Consider the following 15,187-nt stretch of genomic DNA (forward strand, 5'->3'; position numbering starts at 1 on the left):
CCATGCACGGTTCCTTGGTAACATCCTCCTTGGTGCGTGAAACCACCGAAACCGAATCACAGAACTACGGTTACAAATTCGGTCAAGAAGAAGAAACCTACAACATCGTTGCCGCCCACGGCTACTTTGGTCGGTTGATCTTCCAATATGCTTCCTTCAACAACAGCCGTTCCTTGCACTTCTTGTTGGGTGCATGGCCCGTCATCGGTATCTGGTTCACCTCTTTAGGGATCAGCACGATGGCATTCAACCTGAATGGTTTCAACTTCAACCAGTCAGTGATTGACAGCCAAGGTCGGGTGATCAACACTTGGGCAGACGTGATCAACCGCGCCAACCTGGGTATGGAAGTGATGCACGAGCGCAATGCTCACAACTTCCCCCTGGACTTGGCAGCAGGTGAGTCTACTCCAGTGGCTCTAGTTGCTCCAAGCATCAATGGTTAATCGCTAGAGACTCTAGCTAAATAAAAACGCTCTCCGAAAGGGGGGCGTTTTTTGTTTGAGGAGAAACTCTTGCCAGGGAGTGTTACTATTTTGTCTTGAGAGGATTAAACTTCGACTGAATGTATGCTTTGAATACAGGATTAAGGTGAAAGTGCGATCGCGCTCCTACTTGCACTTTTTCTACTAAGCCGCGTCGCGCTAATGATTGTATGGCTTTCCAGGATTCAGATTTGGATAATGCATTATCTGCTGGTTGTTGCGAAATATCTACAGCTTCAGCTTGACTCGCTAACCCATAGCTCACCTGTTTTTCTGACTCCGATAAACGCTCTAAGTGATATTCTAAAAGCGGTTCTAAGTCACCTAAAAATATATCATTTCCCTCTGCTAAAAACCGGGAAACGCTACCGTTAAATAGTTCTATAATTGTTGTTGCGATGATATTTAACCAGCAAGGATGACTTTGATAAATGGTAATTAATTCTGTCCATTTTTCTTCATCAATTAATCCTTTCTCTCTCAAAATTTCTCCTGTTTGTTCTCCTAACCCTTTCAGGTGTAATGTTCGTGCAGGTCTATTTTCTGCTTCTAAAGTAGCGATTTCTCTAGATTTTTCCCAACTGACGAGAATTAAACAACTATGATGATGAGATAAGTTGGCAAGTTGTTTAAAAAATTTGCCATAATCCTCATACCCAGCTAAATATTGACCTGCTAATTGACCGCTTGTAAAAATATTCTGCACGTCATCAAGGATTACTAAGCAACGAGAGGCGCGAAAATAATCGATGACTGTGGGTAATGGGGTTTGTTGCGATCGCGAAAAAAATTGTTTTAGTTCGATTTGCAGTGTTGAAAGTGTAGGAGTGTTACTGAGACTTCGCCAAATAATATAATCGAATTCGGTTTGGATTTCTTCAATGAGTTTGAGCGCGATCGCACTTTTGCCAATTCCACTTAAACCGTATATCGTAATTAAGCGCGTGCGTGCTTGTAAAATCCACTGTTTGAGGGTGGATAGTTCTGAGATGCGATCGTAAAAGCTAAGTAATTCTGGTGCGTCTGTTAAATCTATTATGGGCGATCGCTCTTGGTTTTGTGGAGATTCAGCGGGAGAGTGCGATCGCGTTTGCGGATCTTTAATAGTTTGTATGAATTGACCACCAATGTTAACATTATCAACTTGTAATAAACAGTGACCTAATTGGGAAAGTTGAGAAACACTATGTTTTTTTTCTAACTTAGAACGAAAATTAAGTTTATTGAGGTCTTCCCCTAATTCCTCCCGCAGCTTTTCCCATAATTTAGAACCTTCTTTTTTAACGTGAGATTCACTACATTTAAAAGTTTGGGCTATTTGAGGATATTTTTGTTGTTGCAAAACACCCGTTAGTATTGCTTCCTGTATAGGTGTGAGAGGTTTTCCAGTTTTATCAAAAATTAAGCTATCAGCCCACTGTAAAACATCTTCAATATTATTCATGGGGAGATATAGATTAATATTTTGTGTAATATATCTTACCACCTTCTACTTTGTCAACCTAATCCTACTAAATCCTACCAAATTGCTTTAGTATACTTAGAAAAATTGGGTACTGAACCCTACTATTTTGAGTTGTTAAATTTATAAGGAGTAGTTTATATTTTCACATAGAAACATACAAAAATTTAAGGATTATTACAATGAAAAAGTTACTGACTGCAACAGGTGCAGCCGTTTTCTTGACGAATATGACACTTGCTCCTGCCTTTGCTGATTCACTGGCACAGCCAACTACACCTAGGCAACAACAGCAGGTTGTGTTACCTGAAGGACAAATGATGAGTGATGCGGAACTAGCACAAGTTGAAGGAGAGTGGGTCTGGGTTGCAGCAGGTACGGGTTTAGAGCTTGCCTTCAAGTATGCAGAGTGTCAGCGCCCCGGGCAGCAGTGTGGTTGGCAAGACTATGCTATAGCAGGTGCTAAGGGAGCTGCTTTTAGCTTGATTCCTGGCGGTAGTGCTGCCAAAAATGGAGTTCGTTTTTTCCAAAACGGGCAAAAGATTAACGGGCTGAGAGTATTCGTTCGATAACTCATTTGAATGCTGTCAGCCAGCGTTCCCAAGCTTTGTTTGGGAACGCTATTTTATCGGGCAAAAAAAACTGTGAAGCCAGAGCAAGCAAGTAAATTTAAAGATATCTTATGTTTAGTTTTTAATTGTGTTTGTATTTTGGGATCGGTTGTATTTCCGAGTTTTGCTGATCCGATCACTCCTTATCGCACCCTTCGCTATCAAGGAGTCATAGGTCAGACTAACTATTACACCTGTGGCCCGGCGGCTGTAGCAACCCTACTGACTCACTACTACGGTCAACCGACAGCGGAATCTGAGATTTTAGAACTGTCAGAAAAAGCGATGGAAGGAAGTGGGAAAAAACCAGAAGAAAGAGGAGTCACCGCCTTAGCATTAAGACAAGCTTTAAGTGATAAAGGCATTCAAGCTAGGGGGATGCGACTTACCCTAGCATCGTTAGCCGACTACTTTCACAAAGGGGGACTCCCTGTTGTTCTGCACGTCACAAAACCTCAAATGCACTATGTTTTAGCAGTCGGCATGGTAGGGGATTGGGTAATTTTAGCAGATCCATCATGGGGACGGCGCGTTCAACCACTTCGCGCTTTAGTAAATGAGCAAGGTTTTAGTGGTGTGAGCCTTGTACCACTTCCACCTGAAAACTTGATGTCCACTGCAAAAGAACAGCAAAGCGAAACGCTACGTTGGGCAGAACTCCGTTTAGCAAGGCTCAACTCACTGAGAAGGAAATTATGATGAAAATAGTCCTGATTCTGCCGCTCGCTTTGCTGATCTGTCAACCGGCACTGGCTCAAGTTCCCATTGACCCCTTGCGACTACCAGACGAAGAAACGGGAGGCTACATCTACACTTTTGGTGTCAATTACATACCCTCTGGACGAGACGGATTTGATTTTGATCGAGAAGGGACTCCATTTAATTTTGAGACCTTCAACCAATCAATTAACTTTTCTGTTTCAGGAAGCTACACTTTCAGCCGTAATTTAAGTATTTCAGCCAATGTTAACCCTAATTTGTTCATTGGCCGGCAAAAACGAGATTTTAGCAATCGTACTCAAACTCTAACAGAAACTAACACTGACCTTGGCGCTGGTTTGTCTGTAGAATACCGTCCCAAGCCTGGATCTACCCTAGACCCTCGTTTTTCAGTCGGTGTTGCTTACCCTTGGACAGTGACAGTTCAAGGTCAAGCTAGTTTAATCAGAGATCCTGTAATTGTCTTAGGTTCTCTGGGATATTCTCAACCGTTAGACTCTGCTAATAGCAGTCTGAATTTAGGAATAGGAGCGGGGTTTATAGCGAATGAGAGAGTTAATTTCAGTGCTTATGCTAACTACGCCATACCTATCGGCGATACTAATTTGCCTGTAACTTCGCTGTCATTCCGCACTGGTTACAATTTGGATAATAAAGGAGATCAGGATATCGGGCTACGCACAACTCTTAGTATGCGGGGTGGAGATACGAGACTAGGAGTTGGCATTGAGTGGGGAGGTCGAGGAATTGTTGGTGGTCAACGACAAAGAACCCAGGATAATAATAATACATCTGCTATTCCTTCTCAGTCAATCAATGGTTGGGCTACTAATACTACAGAAAAACCTCTATCTAGCAGTTCTGCTACCTCTACTCAGTTAACAAACAAAGAGCCTAATTCATATTCTGGCATTGGTTCTCAGTCTAACATGAGCAATGGCAATATTAGGGATAACAATATGTTAGCAGAGAGTCCAAATATGGCTGTTCAGAAAATTTATCAAAGTTTATATGAAAAGGATGTTCAGATAGAAATATTGCAGCAGCAAATTAGAGAACTTAAACAGAGTATAGAAGATTTGCGATGTCAGATTCCTGAAAATCAAAAAAAATGTCGAAAATTGCTGTAATAATACTATGTTAATTTTTTTGCCAAGGTGAGAAGCCAACAAAAAATTGTGTTTTTTGGAAAAACCCGGTTTCTGTGCTGAAGTACTAGCTAAAATAAAAGAACTCTCCTTTTGGGAGACGCTTTTCCGTTGGCAATTTTATGGTATAAAGGGGCGAATATCTATGCTCCAAGCAAAAAACCAACTTACCCTAGAAGAATTTCTGGCGTTACCAGAAGGCGATGTGACTTACGAATTGGTGGATGGTGAGGCAATACCAAAAATGTCACCAAAAAAATTTCATTCTCGGCTTACTAGGGTGCTACTTCAGTTGTTGGATGAATGGTGTGCTGGACGAGGTGAGGTTTGTCCAGAATTAGGGATTAAATTAACTCGAAGAGGTCGAGACTGGGTACCAACGCCCGATATTATGTACATTTGTGCCGATCGGTTTCCGCTAGATTGGGAGGAGGATGGAGCGTGTTCTGTTCCTCCAGAATTAGTTATCGAAATTATTTCACCCGGACAAACTTTTGGGCAATTGGCCGCTAAAGCAAGAGATTATTTAGATGCGGGGGTGTTGCGAGTTTGGGTGGTAGATAGTCAAGCGAGAAGCATTACGGTTTTTTATCCAGATGCGCCACCGCAGACTTATATGGGAGATACGCCGTTAATTGATACTCTGTTTGAGGGTTTGGAAATAACGCCTGAGCAGGTTTTTCAATTGGCAAGGATACCAAGGTAAGCCATTCAAAATTCTAGGTGAGAAGCTAAGAAGAAACCGAATTTTTTTAAAAAACCCCGGTTTGTGTGCCTTGTGCGATCGCTCCGTTTATGTTTAGTGTCACTGGTGTATTTGATAGTGCTTTATTTTCTGCTATGCGCGGACATCATCAACCGTAACCGCGCCGGTATGGGGATGGAGGTGATGCACGAGGGCAAAACGCATTTCGGGGAAAGCTAACGCCTTTGCCCCTTTCAAGGGGTGCGATCAAAACCAAACCTGTTGGCGTCTAGAGGACAAGGGAGACAAGGAAAGTTCTTCATTACCAAGCAACAAATGATTGACCACACCCCATCATAGGGAGCGATCGCTGTTAAGATACAAATCGCTATGCACCCTCCTTAAGTATTATGGGCAATACCTTCGGGCATCTATTTCGCATCACTACATTTGGCGAATCCCACGGCGGCGGCGTCGGCGTGATTATCGATGGGTGTCCACCGCAATTGGAAATTTCTGCCGAAGAAATTCAGGTAGAACTCGATCGGCGGCGTCCGGGACAAAGTAAAATCGTCACACCCCGCAAAGAAGCTGACACCTGCGAAATTCTTTCTGGCGTATTTGAAGGCAAAACCCTGGGAACGCCAATCGCAATTTTGGTGCGAAACAAGGACACTCGCCCCCAAGATTATGATGAAATGGCGCAGAAATATCGCCCCTCTCATGCTGATGCGACTTATGATGCTAAATATGGCATTCGCAACTGGCAGGGTGGCGGCAGATCCTCGGCGCGGGAGACAATTGGACGAGTAGCCGCTGGCGCGATCGCTAAAAAAATCCTTCACCAAGTTGCCGGAGTTGAAATTATCGCCTATGTCAAGCGCATCAAAGACTTAGAAGGCGTCGTCGATCCCGATACCGTTACCTTAGAACAAGTAGAAAGTAATATTGTCCGCTGTCCTGATGCAGAATGTGCAGAGCGGATGATCGAAAAAATTGAGCAGGTAGGGCGAGAAGGCGACTCCATCGGCGGAGTTGTAGAATGTGTTGCCCGTCATCTACCTAAAGGGCTAGGTTCGCCAGTATTTGATAAGCTGGAAGCAGACCTGGCTAAAGGTGTCATGTCTCTACCAGCAAGTAAAGGATTTGAAATTGGCTCTGGTTTTGCCGGGACTTTGTTATCGGGCAGCGAACATAATGACGAATTCTCGATTGACGAAACCGGCGAAATTCGCACCAAAACAAATCGTTCCGGCGGGATTCAGGGCGGCATCTCCAACGGAGAAAATATTATTCTTCGAGTGGCGTTTAAACCAACAGCCACAATTCGCAAAGAACAGCGCACCGTGACCCGCGAGGGTGAAGAGACTATACTAGCAGCTAAGGGGCGTCACGACCCTTGCGTTTTGCCTAGAGCGGTGCCTATGGTAGAGGCAATGGTGGCTTTGGTGCTTTGCGATCATTTGCTACGCCATCAGGGTCAGTGCGGTACTTTAAAGCCTTGAGAGTGAAATGGAAACCAGCCCTTCTTCCGAGTTTTTGCTTCAGTTTTGGGGTGTGCGAGGCAGTATCCCCTCCCCTGGAAAAGATACCGTTCGCTACGGTGGCAATACTTCTTGTATAGAAATGCAAATAGGCGGGAAACGTCTGATCTTTGATGGCGGCACTGGCTTGCGCCTGCTATCTAAAGATTTGATAAGCCAGCAGCAGTCAGTGGAAGCTTATATGTTTTTTACTCACTATCACTGGGATCATATTCAAGGAGTACCATTTTTTAAGCCAGCTTTTATGGAGGGCAATTGCTTCCACATTTACGGGGCAGTGCCACCGGATGCAGACTCGATGAAACAGCATTTTTGCGATCGCGTGATGCACTCAAATTCTCCAGTGCCACTGCAAGGCATGGAAGCTGACTTGAAGTTTTACGAGCTAATTTGTGGCGATACCTTTCAGGTGGATGATATCACCATTGAAACCGGCCCGCTCAACCATCCCAACGGCGCGATGGGATATCGGGTGACGTGGCAAGGACACACAGTGTTCTACTGTACGGATACGGAACATTTGTCGGATCGCCCAGATGAAAATGTGCTGCACTTAGCTCGCGAAGCCGATGTCTTGATTTACGATGCCATGTACACCGACGAGGAGTATAACAACCCTAAATCTCCCAAAGTCGGCTGGGGACACTCCACTTGGCAGGAAGGGGTGAAAGTGGCGCAGGCAGCAGGTGTCAAGCGGTTGGCGATTTTTCACCACGAACCAAACCACAGCGATGACTTTCTCGATCAAATTGAGACACAAGTTCAAGAAGTCTCGCCTGGTTCGTTCCTCGCGCGTGAAGGGATGATTGTGCAGGTAAATTAAAAATGCAAAATTAAAAATAAGATTGTTTATTTTTAATTTTTAAAGGTCGCGCATAAAAGCCCAGATGGTTCGCCACTGGGCGCTGTCGCCTGGGGATGCGAGTATGAATCGGTGAATTGAGCGTGAGCTTCCCCCCACGACTCGCTACCACCAGCGTTGTCGAACCGCCGCCATCCAAGTTCAATGCCCGATAAACACCCAATTCGGCAATAATATTTTGCAGCTCAATTATACTGACGCCCTCACTATAGAAACGCTGGCGACCATCAATCAGAATGAGCCACAATTTCTCGCCGCGTTCATCAGTCGCAACCACTGTGCGCGGAAACAACTTTTTTTGATCGCGGTTATTTTTCATCGCCACTAAGTTGCCGCGTTCTATGATTATTTCGCCACCTGCCAAAGCTTGAGCCGTATCCGCAGGACAACTTTGCTTGCTAATTTGGGCACGATTATCCTTAGAAAAACACAAAACAGGCCAGCCCCGCTCGAAAGCAGAATAGGTCACGCCCTTAGAAATCGCTTGCCCTAAAACGTTCACGGGGTCGCCACTGTGGGGATAATATAACAGCCATTGCTCTTGGAATGGGTAAAAAAAGCTACCATTAATTGCCAACTGCAAGTTAAATTCCCGCAAAAAGTCACTGGTCGTTTGTGCTGCCGTTTCTTTTCCTTGGGTAGGTTTTCCCGGTGTCACCAACACCCCAATTCCTGGCGCTTTTAGGTCGATAGTGACAACGTGGATCGTCAGGGGGCGCGGTGTTGAGCGGGGAATGCGCCGATAAACGATACCTTGAAATAGCGATTGCTGAATGTCGGTGCGGGGTGGACGACTTAGACACAAAACACCATAGAAGACACCATAGAGTAGCGGGGGCAACAGCACCAGACCAAGGGCAATGGCACTTAGCGATCGCTTCCAGAGAATTTTGGGTCGTTTGCTCATGCTGGTTGAGGATTTTTCGACAGCCACCGATTATCCCAAGATATCCTCTAATTTTGCAGCAAGTGCCGCGATCGCATTCTCATCGCGAGCGATCGCGCATCATTGAATTACCACTTAGGATAAAAAAGAGTTTTAAGTTCGTAGGACGCAAGCCATGCGATTACAGTGGTTACTGTGGGGAGCAATCCTCAGCATTGGGCTGTCAGCACTGCCCGCTCAAGCACAGATAACAGATGCTAAAGTAGCGGCATTCGCAGAAGCGCTAAGGAAGGCAGCACCCCAAACCGGAAAACAGGACGATGGACTCTACAGCGACTGGCAAATCAAACCGAACAACATCCCTCGCTGGTCAAAACAATGTACCGGACGTTCCCTCAACACAGCGGAATTTGAAGCAAATCCCGTCACCGCACGGAAAGTCGTAGAGTGCATCATGGGCAATATTCTTCGCCAACAGTATCAAGCGGCGGGTAACAATGAATCCGTAGCGGTGCAACGCGCTGCCGCTTGGTGGATGACAGGCGATCCCACCCGCTATAACAGCAAAGACATCGCCTCCTATATCCAAAAAGTTTCCGGTTTCTACCAACAGTTGCGCTCAAATCCATCCGCAGTATCACCAGCCTCAACCCAACCCAAACCTGCTACCCAGCCACCGGCTAAACCAACTCCAACTCCCACACCGTCACCCAACTCAAACCAGCCACCCGCAAAACCCCCTGTCACAGCGGCGGCTGCTACCGATTCAGCAAAGATTTCTGATACCCATGTAGGGGCGCTGGTGGAAGCGTTACGACGGGCAGCGCCGCAAACTGGCACCTCTGATGATGGACTCTACAGCGAGTGGCAAGTTAAACCAGACAACATCCCCCGCTGGTCACAACAATGTATCAATCGGGAACTAACACCGACGCAATTTGAAGGCAGTCCCGTAACCGCACGAAGCATTCTGGTGTGTGTCATGCGCGACGTGCTGCGGGACGAGTTTCAGGCTAGTGGCAACAATGAGGCGGTAGCCGTACAACGGGCTGCTTCCTGGTGGATGACGGGCGATCCTAGCCGCTATAACAGCAACGAAACCGGCCCTTATACAGAAAAAGTTCTCGGTTTCTATCAAGAGTTGCGCTCAACTTCATCGGCTTCACCACCTACCTCTAACCAGGCAACCGCAAAACCTGCGACTGAGCCGAAGTTATTTCCTCATCGCTAAGCTGTTGGCAGTAAGTAATCGGTAATGGAAGTGGGGACAATTTCCTTTCAAGAATAGGTTTTTTATTCTCGTTCCTTGGCTAAGTCCGGCAATACTGCCTCTAGCAGGCTCTACCTCCTAGAGGCAGCAGTCAATACAATCGACATTCCTAGTGCAGCATGACAAAAATAACCGATTGGTTTCCTCTCCCCTTTCCCCTTCTATTTAAGAGCAACTGGTGGAAAAATTTTGCTGTTATGTACGAGTCGGAGGCTGGGAACGAGAAAAATTGAAAGACTCCCGATTGAAAATCGTTTTAATCCTATCAGAGGAAACGTGAATTCTCCTGAAGAAAAGATATATTCAAACTTCATGCTCAAGGAAATTCATGAGCAATCAGAAGTTGTAAGAACTTGTCTAGAGGCGTTTTTAGAAATTCACTTTAGCAGTAAAGAGCCACTTCCTAAATTTACTAAAAAGCCTCTCAATCTAGGTTTTTCATCTGAATTATACGATGGCGTAGACCAAATTAAAATTCTTGCCTGTGGCAGCAGTCTTCATGCCAGCTTAGTGGGTAAATATCTGCTGGAACAGGTTGCGAAAGTGCCAACAATCGTACAGTGTGCTGCGGAATTTTGGGAGGCTCCATCGCCCCCAACTCCTAACACCCTAGTTATTGGCGTTACCCAGTCTGGAGAAACCGCAGATACTCTCGCTGCCTTGGAGATAGAAAAAGAGCGTCGTTCTGGTGAAACTCGACTTTTAGGAATTACCAATCAGGCGGGAAGTTCTCTAGAAAAATTGGTAGATCGTACCATTCAGACTTTGGCAGGAACTGAAGTAGCGATCGCTGCCACCAAAACCTTTGTCGCTCAGTTAATAGCATTCTACTGTTTGGCTCTTGATGTAGCATACTGCCGCCAAACGCTATCGAGCGATCGCCTACATCAAATTTTCTCTCAATTATACCAAATTCCGGCTCAAATTGACACGATTTTGCACCAGCAAAAGCCCGTTATCGAGAAGCTAGCAAAAGATTTTATCCATACCCAAGACTGCATTTTTTTAGGGCGCGGGATTAACTTTCCCATTGCGCTTGAAGGAGCGCTAAAACTGAAGGAAACTAGCTATATTCACGCAACAGGGTATCATGCTGGAGAGTTTCTGCACGGCCCCATTGCCATGCTAGATTCCACTGTAGCTGTAGTAGCGATCGCAATGCCGGGAACTGTGTACGAAAAAATCCTTGCCAATGTCCAGAAAGCAAAGGCAAGGGGGGTTCACCTGATTGGGGTGACATCCATCAATAATCCACAGGCTATAGAGCTATTTGATGATATTTTAACTGTACCGGAAGTAGACGAACTATTTTCTCCCATCCTAACAGTTATCCCGCTGCAACTATTAGCCTATTACACTGCTGTTCATCGGGGATTGGATGTCGATCGTCCTAGGAATTTGACAAAAACTTTGGCTGGGGAATAACATCTTTATTCCAGAAATTGCGATCGCTTAATTCCCATTTCCTGGCAAGAAGTAACGCAGCCGCCATTGTCCGCGAGTCCGCACAAAACTGACGCGGTAATCGGTTTCTGAATCGTACACATAGCGGTTCAGAACCCAGCCTTTTTTACGATTCTGAAGTTTTACTGGCGTCCAATCAAGTAATATTGGCATCTTGTAGGGGCTTTCGCATTCGGGAAATAAACTGCTGCAAACAATGAGAAATTCCCGCCTAAATGCGAAAGCCCGTACCTATAGATAGTGTAATAACTAACTAGAATTTACCTGCTACCAATTTCTAAAATCCTGAATGACCAGAACTGCTGATGATGCCATGATGGCTTCTTTTTTGATGCTCCCGTTGCTTTGCCTGCCACCTGGCTTTCCAATCTCGAAGAGCGATCGCTGTTCTGGCGGTAGGAGGAATATAATTTTGTGAATTTGCTTCCGATTTCTTCCGATCTGAACCTTTCTCGGAAGGACGCTGAGTCGTCATAAACTGCGCTAAATTGTCTTGCGGCGATTCCCAGCCAAATGCCTGCATAATCACTCCCGCAGATTGATAACGTTCGCGCAACGAGATTTTCAGCATTCTGTTAAGAATTTTGCCAAAGTCTTTACTGACTGATACCGCATCCTGCCACTGAATCTCACCCGTAGAGCGATCGCTATCAAATTCTAGCGGTGCTTTCCCACTTAACAAGTAAAGACACGTCACCCCTAGTGAATAAATATCGCTGGCATAAACAGGACGCAGTGAAAATTGTTCCGGCGGTGCAAATCCAACCGTGCCAATGAACTGGGTAGTTTGCTTCTGACTTCCCGTATCGCTTAAAGGAACCATCTCCTCTTTGACAGCGCCAAAGTCAATCAGTACCAGTCTCCCATCGTCCTGACAACGGATGATGTTTTGGGGCTTAATATCGCGGTGAATCACATTATTGCCGTGGATGTACTGCAACAATGGCAGAATTTGACGGAGGAAATATTTAACGCCCTCTTCCGATAAGGGACCTCCGCGCCGCACCAGGCGAGCTAGGGTATACCCTCGCACATATTCTTGAACTAAATAAAATTCTCCTTCGTTTACAAAGTAATCCAGCAGCATGGGAATTTGAGAATGACTGCCCAACTTACTGAGGATTCTTGCTTCTTGCTCGAAGCGTTTCCGCGCTGTTTGCAGTCCAATCGGATCGCTAAACTTTGGGCACAGCTGCTTAATCACGCACAAAGGATCTCCCGGCAAGTTGGCATCTCTGGCTAAAAAGGTGACACCAAAGCCACCTCTGCCCAACATTCGCAGGATTTCATAGCGATCGCGAAACAACCGCTCGGTACCACACAGCTGCCCCAGTTCAGTTTGCTGTAAAACATCTGAGTGAAAAGTTGACAGATTTGTGGGAGGAAAATTCATGGCTCGTCACTGGCAGGAGGAGGGCAGGATCTGCGCTATGCTCCTAGTCTAGATCCCGGATGTGATAAAAAGCAGAGAGTGATTTTTATTTCCTGATGGTATTGCAATCAACGGTGATGCACAACCCTTCCGCAGTCATATTATCCAGGTAGATCGTTTTTGAATGTAGAGACCGGATGATTCGGTCTGTACAATTAAGATGCAAAATTTGCGAACCAATTAGAGCTTATGACCATGCATACTACACTACAGCGTGTCTTTGACCAAGGCCGTGCTTTAAAAATTATTACCGGCTTGAATAACTTCGATCCGGAGCGCGTTGCTGCCACTGTTAAGGCAGCCGACTTAGGCGGTGCTACTTTCGTTGATATTGCCGCCGATCCCAGTTTGGTGCGGTTGGCTCGTCAGTTGACAAACCTGCCAATTTGCGTTTCAGCAGTAGAACCAGAACTGTTGGCGATCGCAGTGGAAGCTGGAGCGGATTTGATTGAAATCGGCAACTTTGATAGTTTTTACGCGCAGGGACGGCGGTTTGAGGCAGAGGAAGTGTTGGCGCTGACGCTCTCGACGCGATCGCTGCTGCCGAATATTACCTTGTCTGTCACCGTGCCCCACATTCTGGAGCTAGATCGGCAAGTTCAACTCGCAGAAGCGTTGGTAAAAGCCGGTGCCGATATTATCCAAACTGAAGGAGGCACTTCCTCAACCCCGACTCACGCCGGTACGCTGGGACTGATTGAAAAAGCGGCTCCCACCCTAGCGGCAGCTTACGAAATTTCCCGCGCTGTTTGTGTCCCAGTCCTGTGTGCTTCCGGGATTTCCAGCGTCACCGCACCGATGGCGATCGCTGCCGGTGCTGCCGGTGTCGGCGTCGGTTCAGCCATCAACCAACTCAATAGCGAAGTCGCGATGGTGGCGGCTGTTCGTAGCTTGGTGGAAGCGCTATCCACTGTCAGCCGCGAACGTATTCATGCGTAATCGCTAAGCGGTAGAAGTTATGAGTGATGAGTTTTGAATTTTGAATAAATCTCGACTAACTCAAAACTCAAAACTTAAAACTCATCACTTTTCCCTTAGCCCAAGCAGTCTTTCAAGCTGTAAACCACTTGCTCCTGTTCCTCCAGAGAAAGTTCTGGGAACATGGGCAAGGACAAAACCTCGTGACAGACTTGCTCCACCACAGGGAAGTCACCAGGTTTATAGCCTAAATTCTTGTAGACCGGCTGTAGGTGTAAAGACAGGGGATAGTAAACCATCGAACTGACGCCTTGCTGCTGTAGCCGATTGCGAACCTCGTCCCGATAGCTGCCGTTACCAGATTGGGTAAGGCGAATCGTGTATTGATTCCAGATACAGCGACCTCTTGGCGTTTCTTGCGGCTTCACCACCCCAGGCACCGGCTCTAACAATCGGTGGTAATGCTGTGCAACCGAGCGACGCAGGTCATTCCACGTATCCAGATAACGCAGTTTGATTTGCAGAATGGCGGCTTGTAGAGCATCTAAGCGGCTATTGACGCCAGTTGCTTCATGATGGTAGCGATCGCGCATTCCATGCTCCCGCAGCATCCGTACAGCAGAAGCGATCGCTGGATCGTTCGTCGTCACAGCACCGCCATCCCCACAGGCACCCAGATTTTTGGTAGGAAAGAAACTAAAGCAGCCAATATGCCCGATGCTGCCGACTCTAGATCCTGCCCACTCAGCACCTGTGGCTTGGGCACAGTCTTCAATCACCGCTAGATTGTGAGCCTGTGCTACGTCCATAACTGCCGTCATATCCACCGGCTGCCCAAACAGGTGAACCGGGATAATGGCGCGAGTTTTATCGGTAATCGCCTTTTGCATCTGGTTGATATCGAAATTAAACGTATGGGCATCAATATCAACAAAAACCGGCGTCGCCCCCACCACGCTAATTACCTCAGCAGTGGCAATAAAGGTGAAAGGCGTCGTAATTACCTCATCCCCCGGCCCAATCTGTAAAGCCCTGAGAGCCAGATAAAGGGCATCTGTACCAGAATTACACGCCACACACTCTGAAACGCCCACGTAAGCTGCAAACTGTTGCTCAAAGCCTGCAACCGAAGGACCACCAATATAACGACCAGAAGCCAAGATGCCTAGAACGGCTGCACTCACTTCTTCACTGATAATTTTGTACTGCCGCGACAGGTCTAGGGGGGGAATATTATTCACTCGTTGACACCACAAATTTTTATCTACATAGAACCAAATTTTGCTCAGAAAGGGAATCCACGCCTCACCATCCTTTTTGATTCAGAATGCCGAACTTATAAAATTGTTTCGCAGGCTTGGGAAGGCAGGGGAAACCTTTCCTCAGCACTCACTCCTCACTCCTCACTCCTCACTTTTCACTCCTCACTCCTCAGCACTCACCCAAAAACTACGACAGCACCATCTTCCACTTCTCACCAAGCCACTCCTCCCTCCTCCCTCCTCAGTCCTAACTCCTCCCTCCTCAGTCCTCAGTCCTCAGTCCTAACTCCTCCCTCCTCCCTCCTCCCTCCTCACTCCTCCCTCCTCAGTCCTCATCCTTCACCCCTAACTCCTCTCTCCTCCGTCTTCTCACCTCCCTCACCCCTACACGAATTCCTACGCAACCTAACCATAATTTGGACTCGTGTATTCTCTATA

Annotated in this window: 14 protein-coding genes and 2 pseudogenes; 11 read left to right on the top strand and 5 right to left on the bottom strand. The window is 46.5% G+C overall.

The annotated features are described in order from the left end of the window. Window positions 1-446 (top strand): annotated as a pseudogene (locus tag ACFW2W_RS12425) (photosystem II q(b) protein); the annotation flags it as partial. Between the two features lie 85 nt (window positions 447-531). Here the strand turns inward: ACFW2W_RS12425 and ACFW2W_RS12430 are convergent. Next, window positions 532-1,929 carry an NB-ARC domain-containing protein gene (locus ACFW2W_RS12430; protein ID WP_378178095.1) on the bottom strand — a complete coding sequence of 466 codons (1,398 nt, stop codon included), beginning with the start codon at window positions 1,927-1,929 and terminating at the stop codon, window positions 532-534. A 200-nt stretch (window positions 1,930-2,129) separates the two neighbouring features. Between ACFW2W_RS12430 and ACFW2W_RS12435 the strand changes: the two genes are divergently transcribed. From ACFW2W_RS12435 to ACFW2W_RS12460, 6 genes are all read left to right on the top strand, one after another. Further along, window positions 2,130-2,519 carry a hypothetical protein gene (locus ACFW2W_RS12435; RefSeq protein WP_378178097.1) on the top strand — a complete coding sequence of 130 codons (390 nt, stop codon included), beginning with the start codon at window positions 2,130-2,132 and terminating at the stop codon, window positions 2,517-2,519. Between the two features lie 9 nt (window positions 2,520-2,528). After that, the gene (locus ACFW2W_RS12440) at window positions 2,529-3,257 is read left to right on the top strand and encodes a C39 family peptidase (RefSeq protein WP_378178099.1); all 729 of its coding nucleotides are present in this window, start codon (window positions 2,529-2,531) and stop codon (window positions 3,255-3,257) included. Next, a complete protein-coding gene (locus tag ACFW2W_RS12445; protein WP_378178121.1) occupies window positions 3,257-4,408 on the top strand; it encodes an outer membrane beta-barrel protein in 1,152 nt (383 codons plus the stop codon). The genes ACFW2W_RS12440 and ACFW2W_RS12445 overlap by 1 nt, the downstream gene beginning before the upstream one ends. Window positions 4,409-4,571: 163 nt before the next feature. Next, window positions 4,572-5,132: a Uma2 family endonuclease gene (locus tag ACFW2W_RS12450; protein WP_378178101.1), complete on the top strand. Its 561-nt coding sequence runs from the start codon at window positions 4,572-4,574 to the stop codon at window positions 5,130-5,132. A gap of 389 nt (window positions 5,133-5,521) precedes the next feature. Further along, the gene (gene aroC / locus ACFW2W_RS12455; protein ID WP_378178103.1) at window positions 5,522-6,616 is read left to right on the top strand and encodes a chorismate synthase; all 1,095 of its coding nucleotides are present in this window, start codon (window positions 5,522-5,524) and stop codon (window positions 6,614-6,616) included. Window positions 6,617-6,623: 7 nt separating this feature from the next. Beyond that, a complete protein-coding gene (locus ACFW2W_RS12460; RefSeq protein ID WP_378178105.1) occupies window positions 6,624-7,478 on the top strand; it encodes an MBL fold metallo-hydrolase in 855 nt (284 codons plus the stop codon). Between the two features lie 10 nt (window positions 7,479-7,488). Here ACFW2W_RS12460 and ACFW2W_RS12465 read toward each other — a convergent pair whose 3' ends face one another. Further along, complete coding sequence (locus ACFW2W_RS12465) at window positions 7,489-8,424, bottom strand: phosphodiester glycosidase family protein (RefSeq protein ID WP_378178107.1); 936 nt, start codon at window positions 8,422-8,424, stop codon at window positions 7,489-7,491. A 154-nt stretch (window positions 8,425-8,578) separates the two neighbouring features. On the opposite strand from ACFW2W_RS12465, the gene ACFW2W_RS12470 reads away from it, so the two are divergent. Together ACFW2W_RS12470 and ACFW2W_RS12475 are read left to right on the top strand one after the other, a co-directional pair. Beyond that, window positions 8,579-9,634 (top strand): hypothetical protein, encoded by a 1,056-nt coding sequence (locus ACFW2W_RS12470; RefSeq protein ID WP_378178109.1) that lies wholly within the window; start codon window positions 8,579-8,581, stop codon window positions 9,632-9,634. Between the two features lie 228 nt (window positions 9,635-9,862). After that, entirely contained in the window at window positions 9,863-11,098 is a 1,236-nt protein-coding gene (locus ACFW2W_RS12475) for an isomerizing glutamine--fructose-6-phosphate transaminase (protein WP_378178111.1), read from the top strand. Between the two features lie 27 nt (window positions 11,099-11,125). On the opposite strand, the gene ACFW2W_RS12480 is transcribed toward ACFW2W_RS12475, so the two are convergent. Both ACFW2W_RS12480 and ACFW2W_RS12485 read right to left on the bottom strand, forming a co-directional pair. Next, window positions 11,126-11,290, bottom strand: a complete 165-nt coding sequence (locus tag ACFW2W_RS12480) for a hypothetical protein (protein ID WP_378178113.1) — start codon at window positions 11,288-11,290, stop codon at window positions 11,126-11,128. A gap of 124 nt (window positions 11,291-11,414) precedes the next feature. Next, window positions 11,415-12,530 (bottom strand): protein kinase, encoded by a 1,116-nt coding sequence (locus tag ACFW2W_RS12485; RefSeq protein ID WP_378178115.1) that lies wholly within the window; start codon window positions 12,528-12,530, stop codon window positions 11,415-11,417. Window positions 12,531-12,758: 228 nt separating this feature from the next. Between ACFW2W_RS12485 and ACFW2W_RS12490 the strand changes: the two genes are divergently transcribed. Next, on the top strand, window positions 12,759-13,508 hold the full coding sequence (locus ACFW2W_RS12490) for a DUF561 domain-containing protein (protein ID WP_378178117.1): 750 nt from the start codon (window positions 12,759-12,761) through the stop codon (window positions 13,506-13,508). Between the two features lie 95 nt (window positions 13,509-13,603). Here the strand turns inward: ACFW2W_RS12490 and ACFW2W_RS12495 are convergent, their stop codons facing one another. Beyond that, entirely contained in the window at window positions 13,604-14,728 is a 1,125-nt protein-coding gene (locus ACFW2W_RS12495) for a DegT/DnrJ/EryC1/StrS family aminotransferase (protein WP_378178119.1), read from the bottom strand. Window positions 14,729-14,731: 3 nt separating this feature from the next. Here ACFW2W_RS12495 and ACFW2W_RS12500 point away from each other — a divergent pair. Continuing rightward, window positions 14,732-15,187 (top strand): annotated as a pseudogene (locus ACFW2W_RS12500) (hypothetical protein); the annotation flags it as partial.

This window comes from Coleofasciculus sp. H7-2, assembly GCF_042747725.1.
GTDB lineage: Bacteria > Cyanobacteriota > Cyanobacteriia > Cyanobacteriales > FACHB-T130 > FACHB-T130.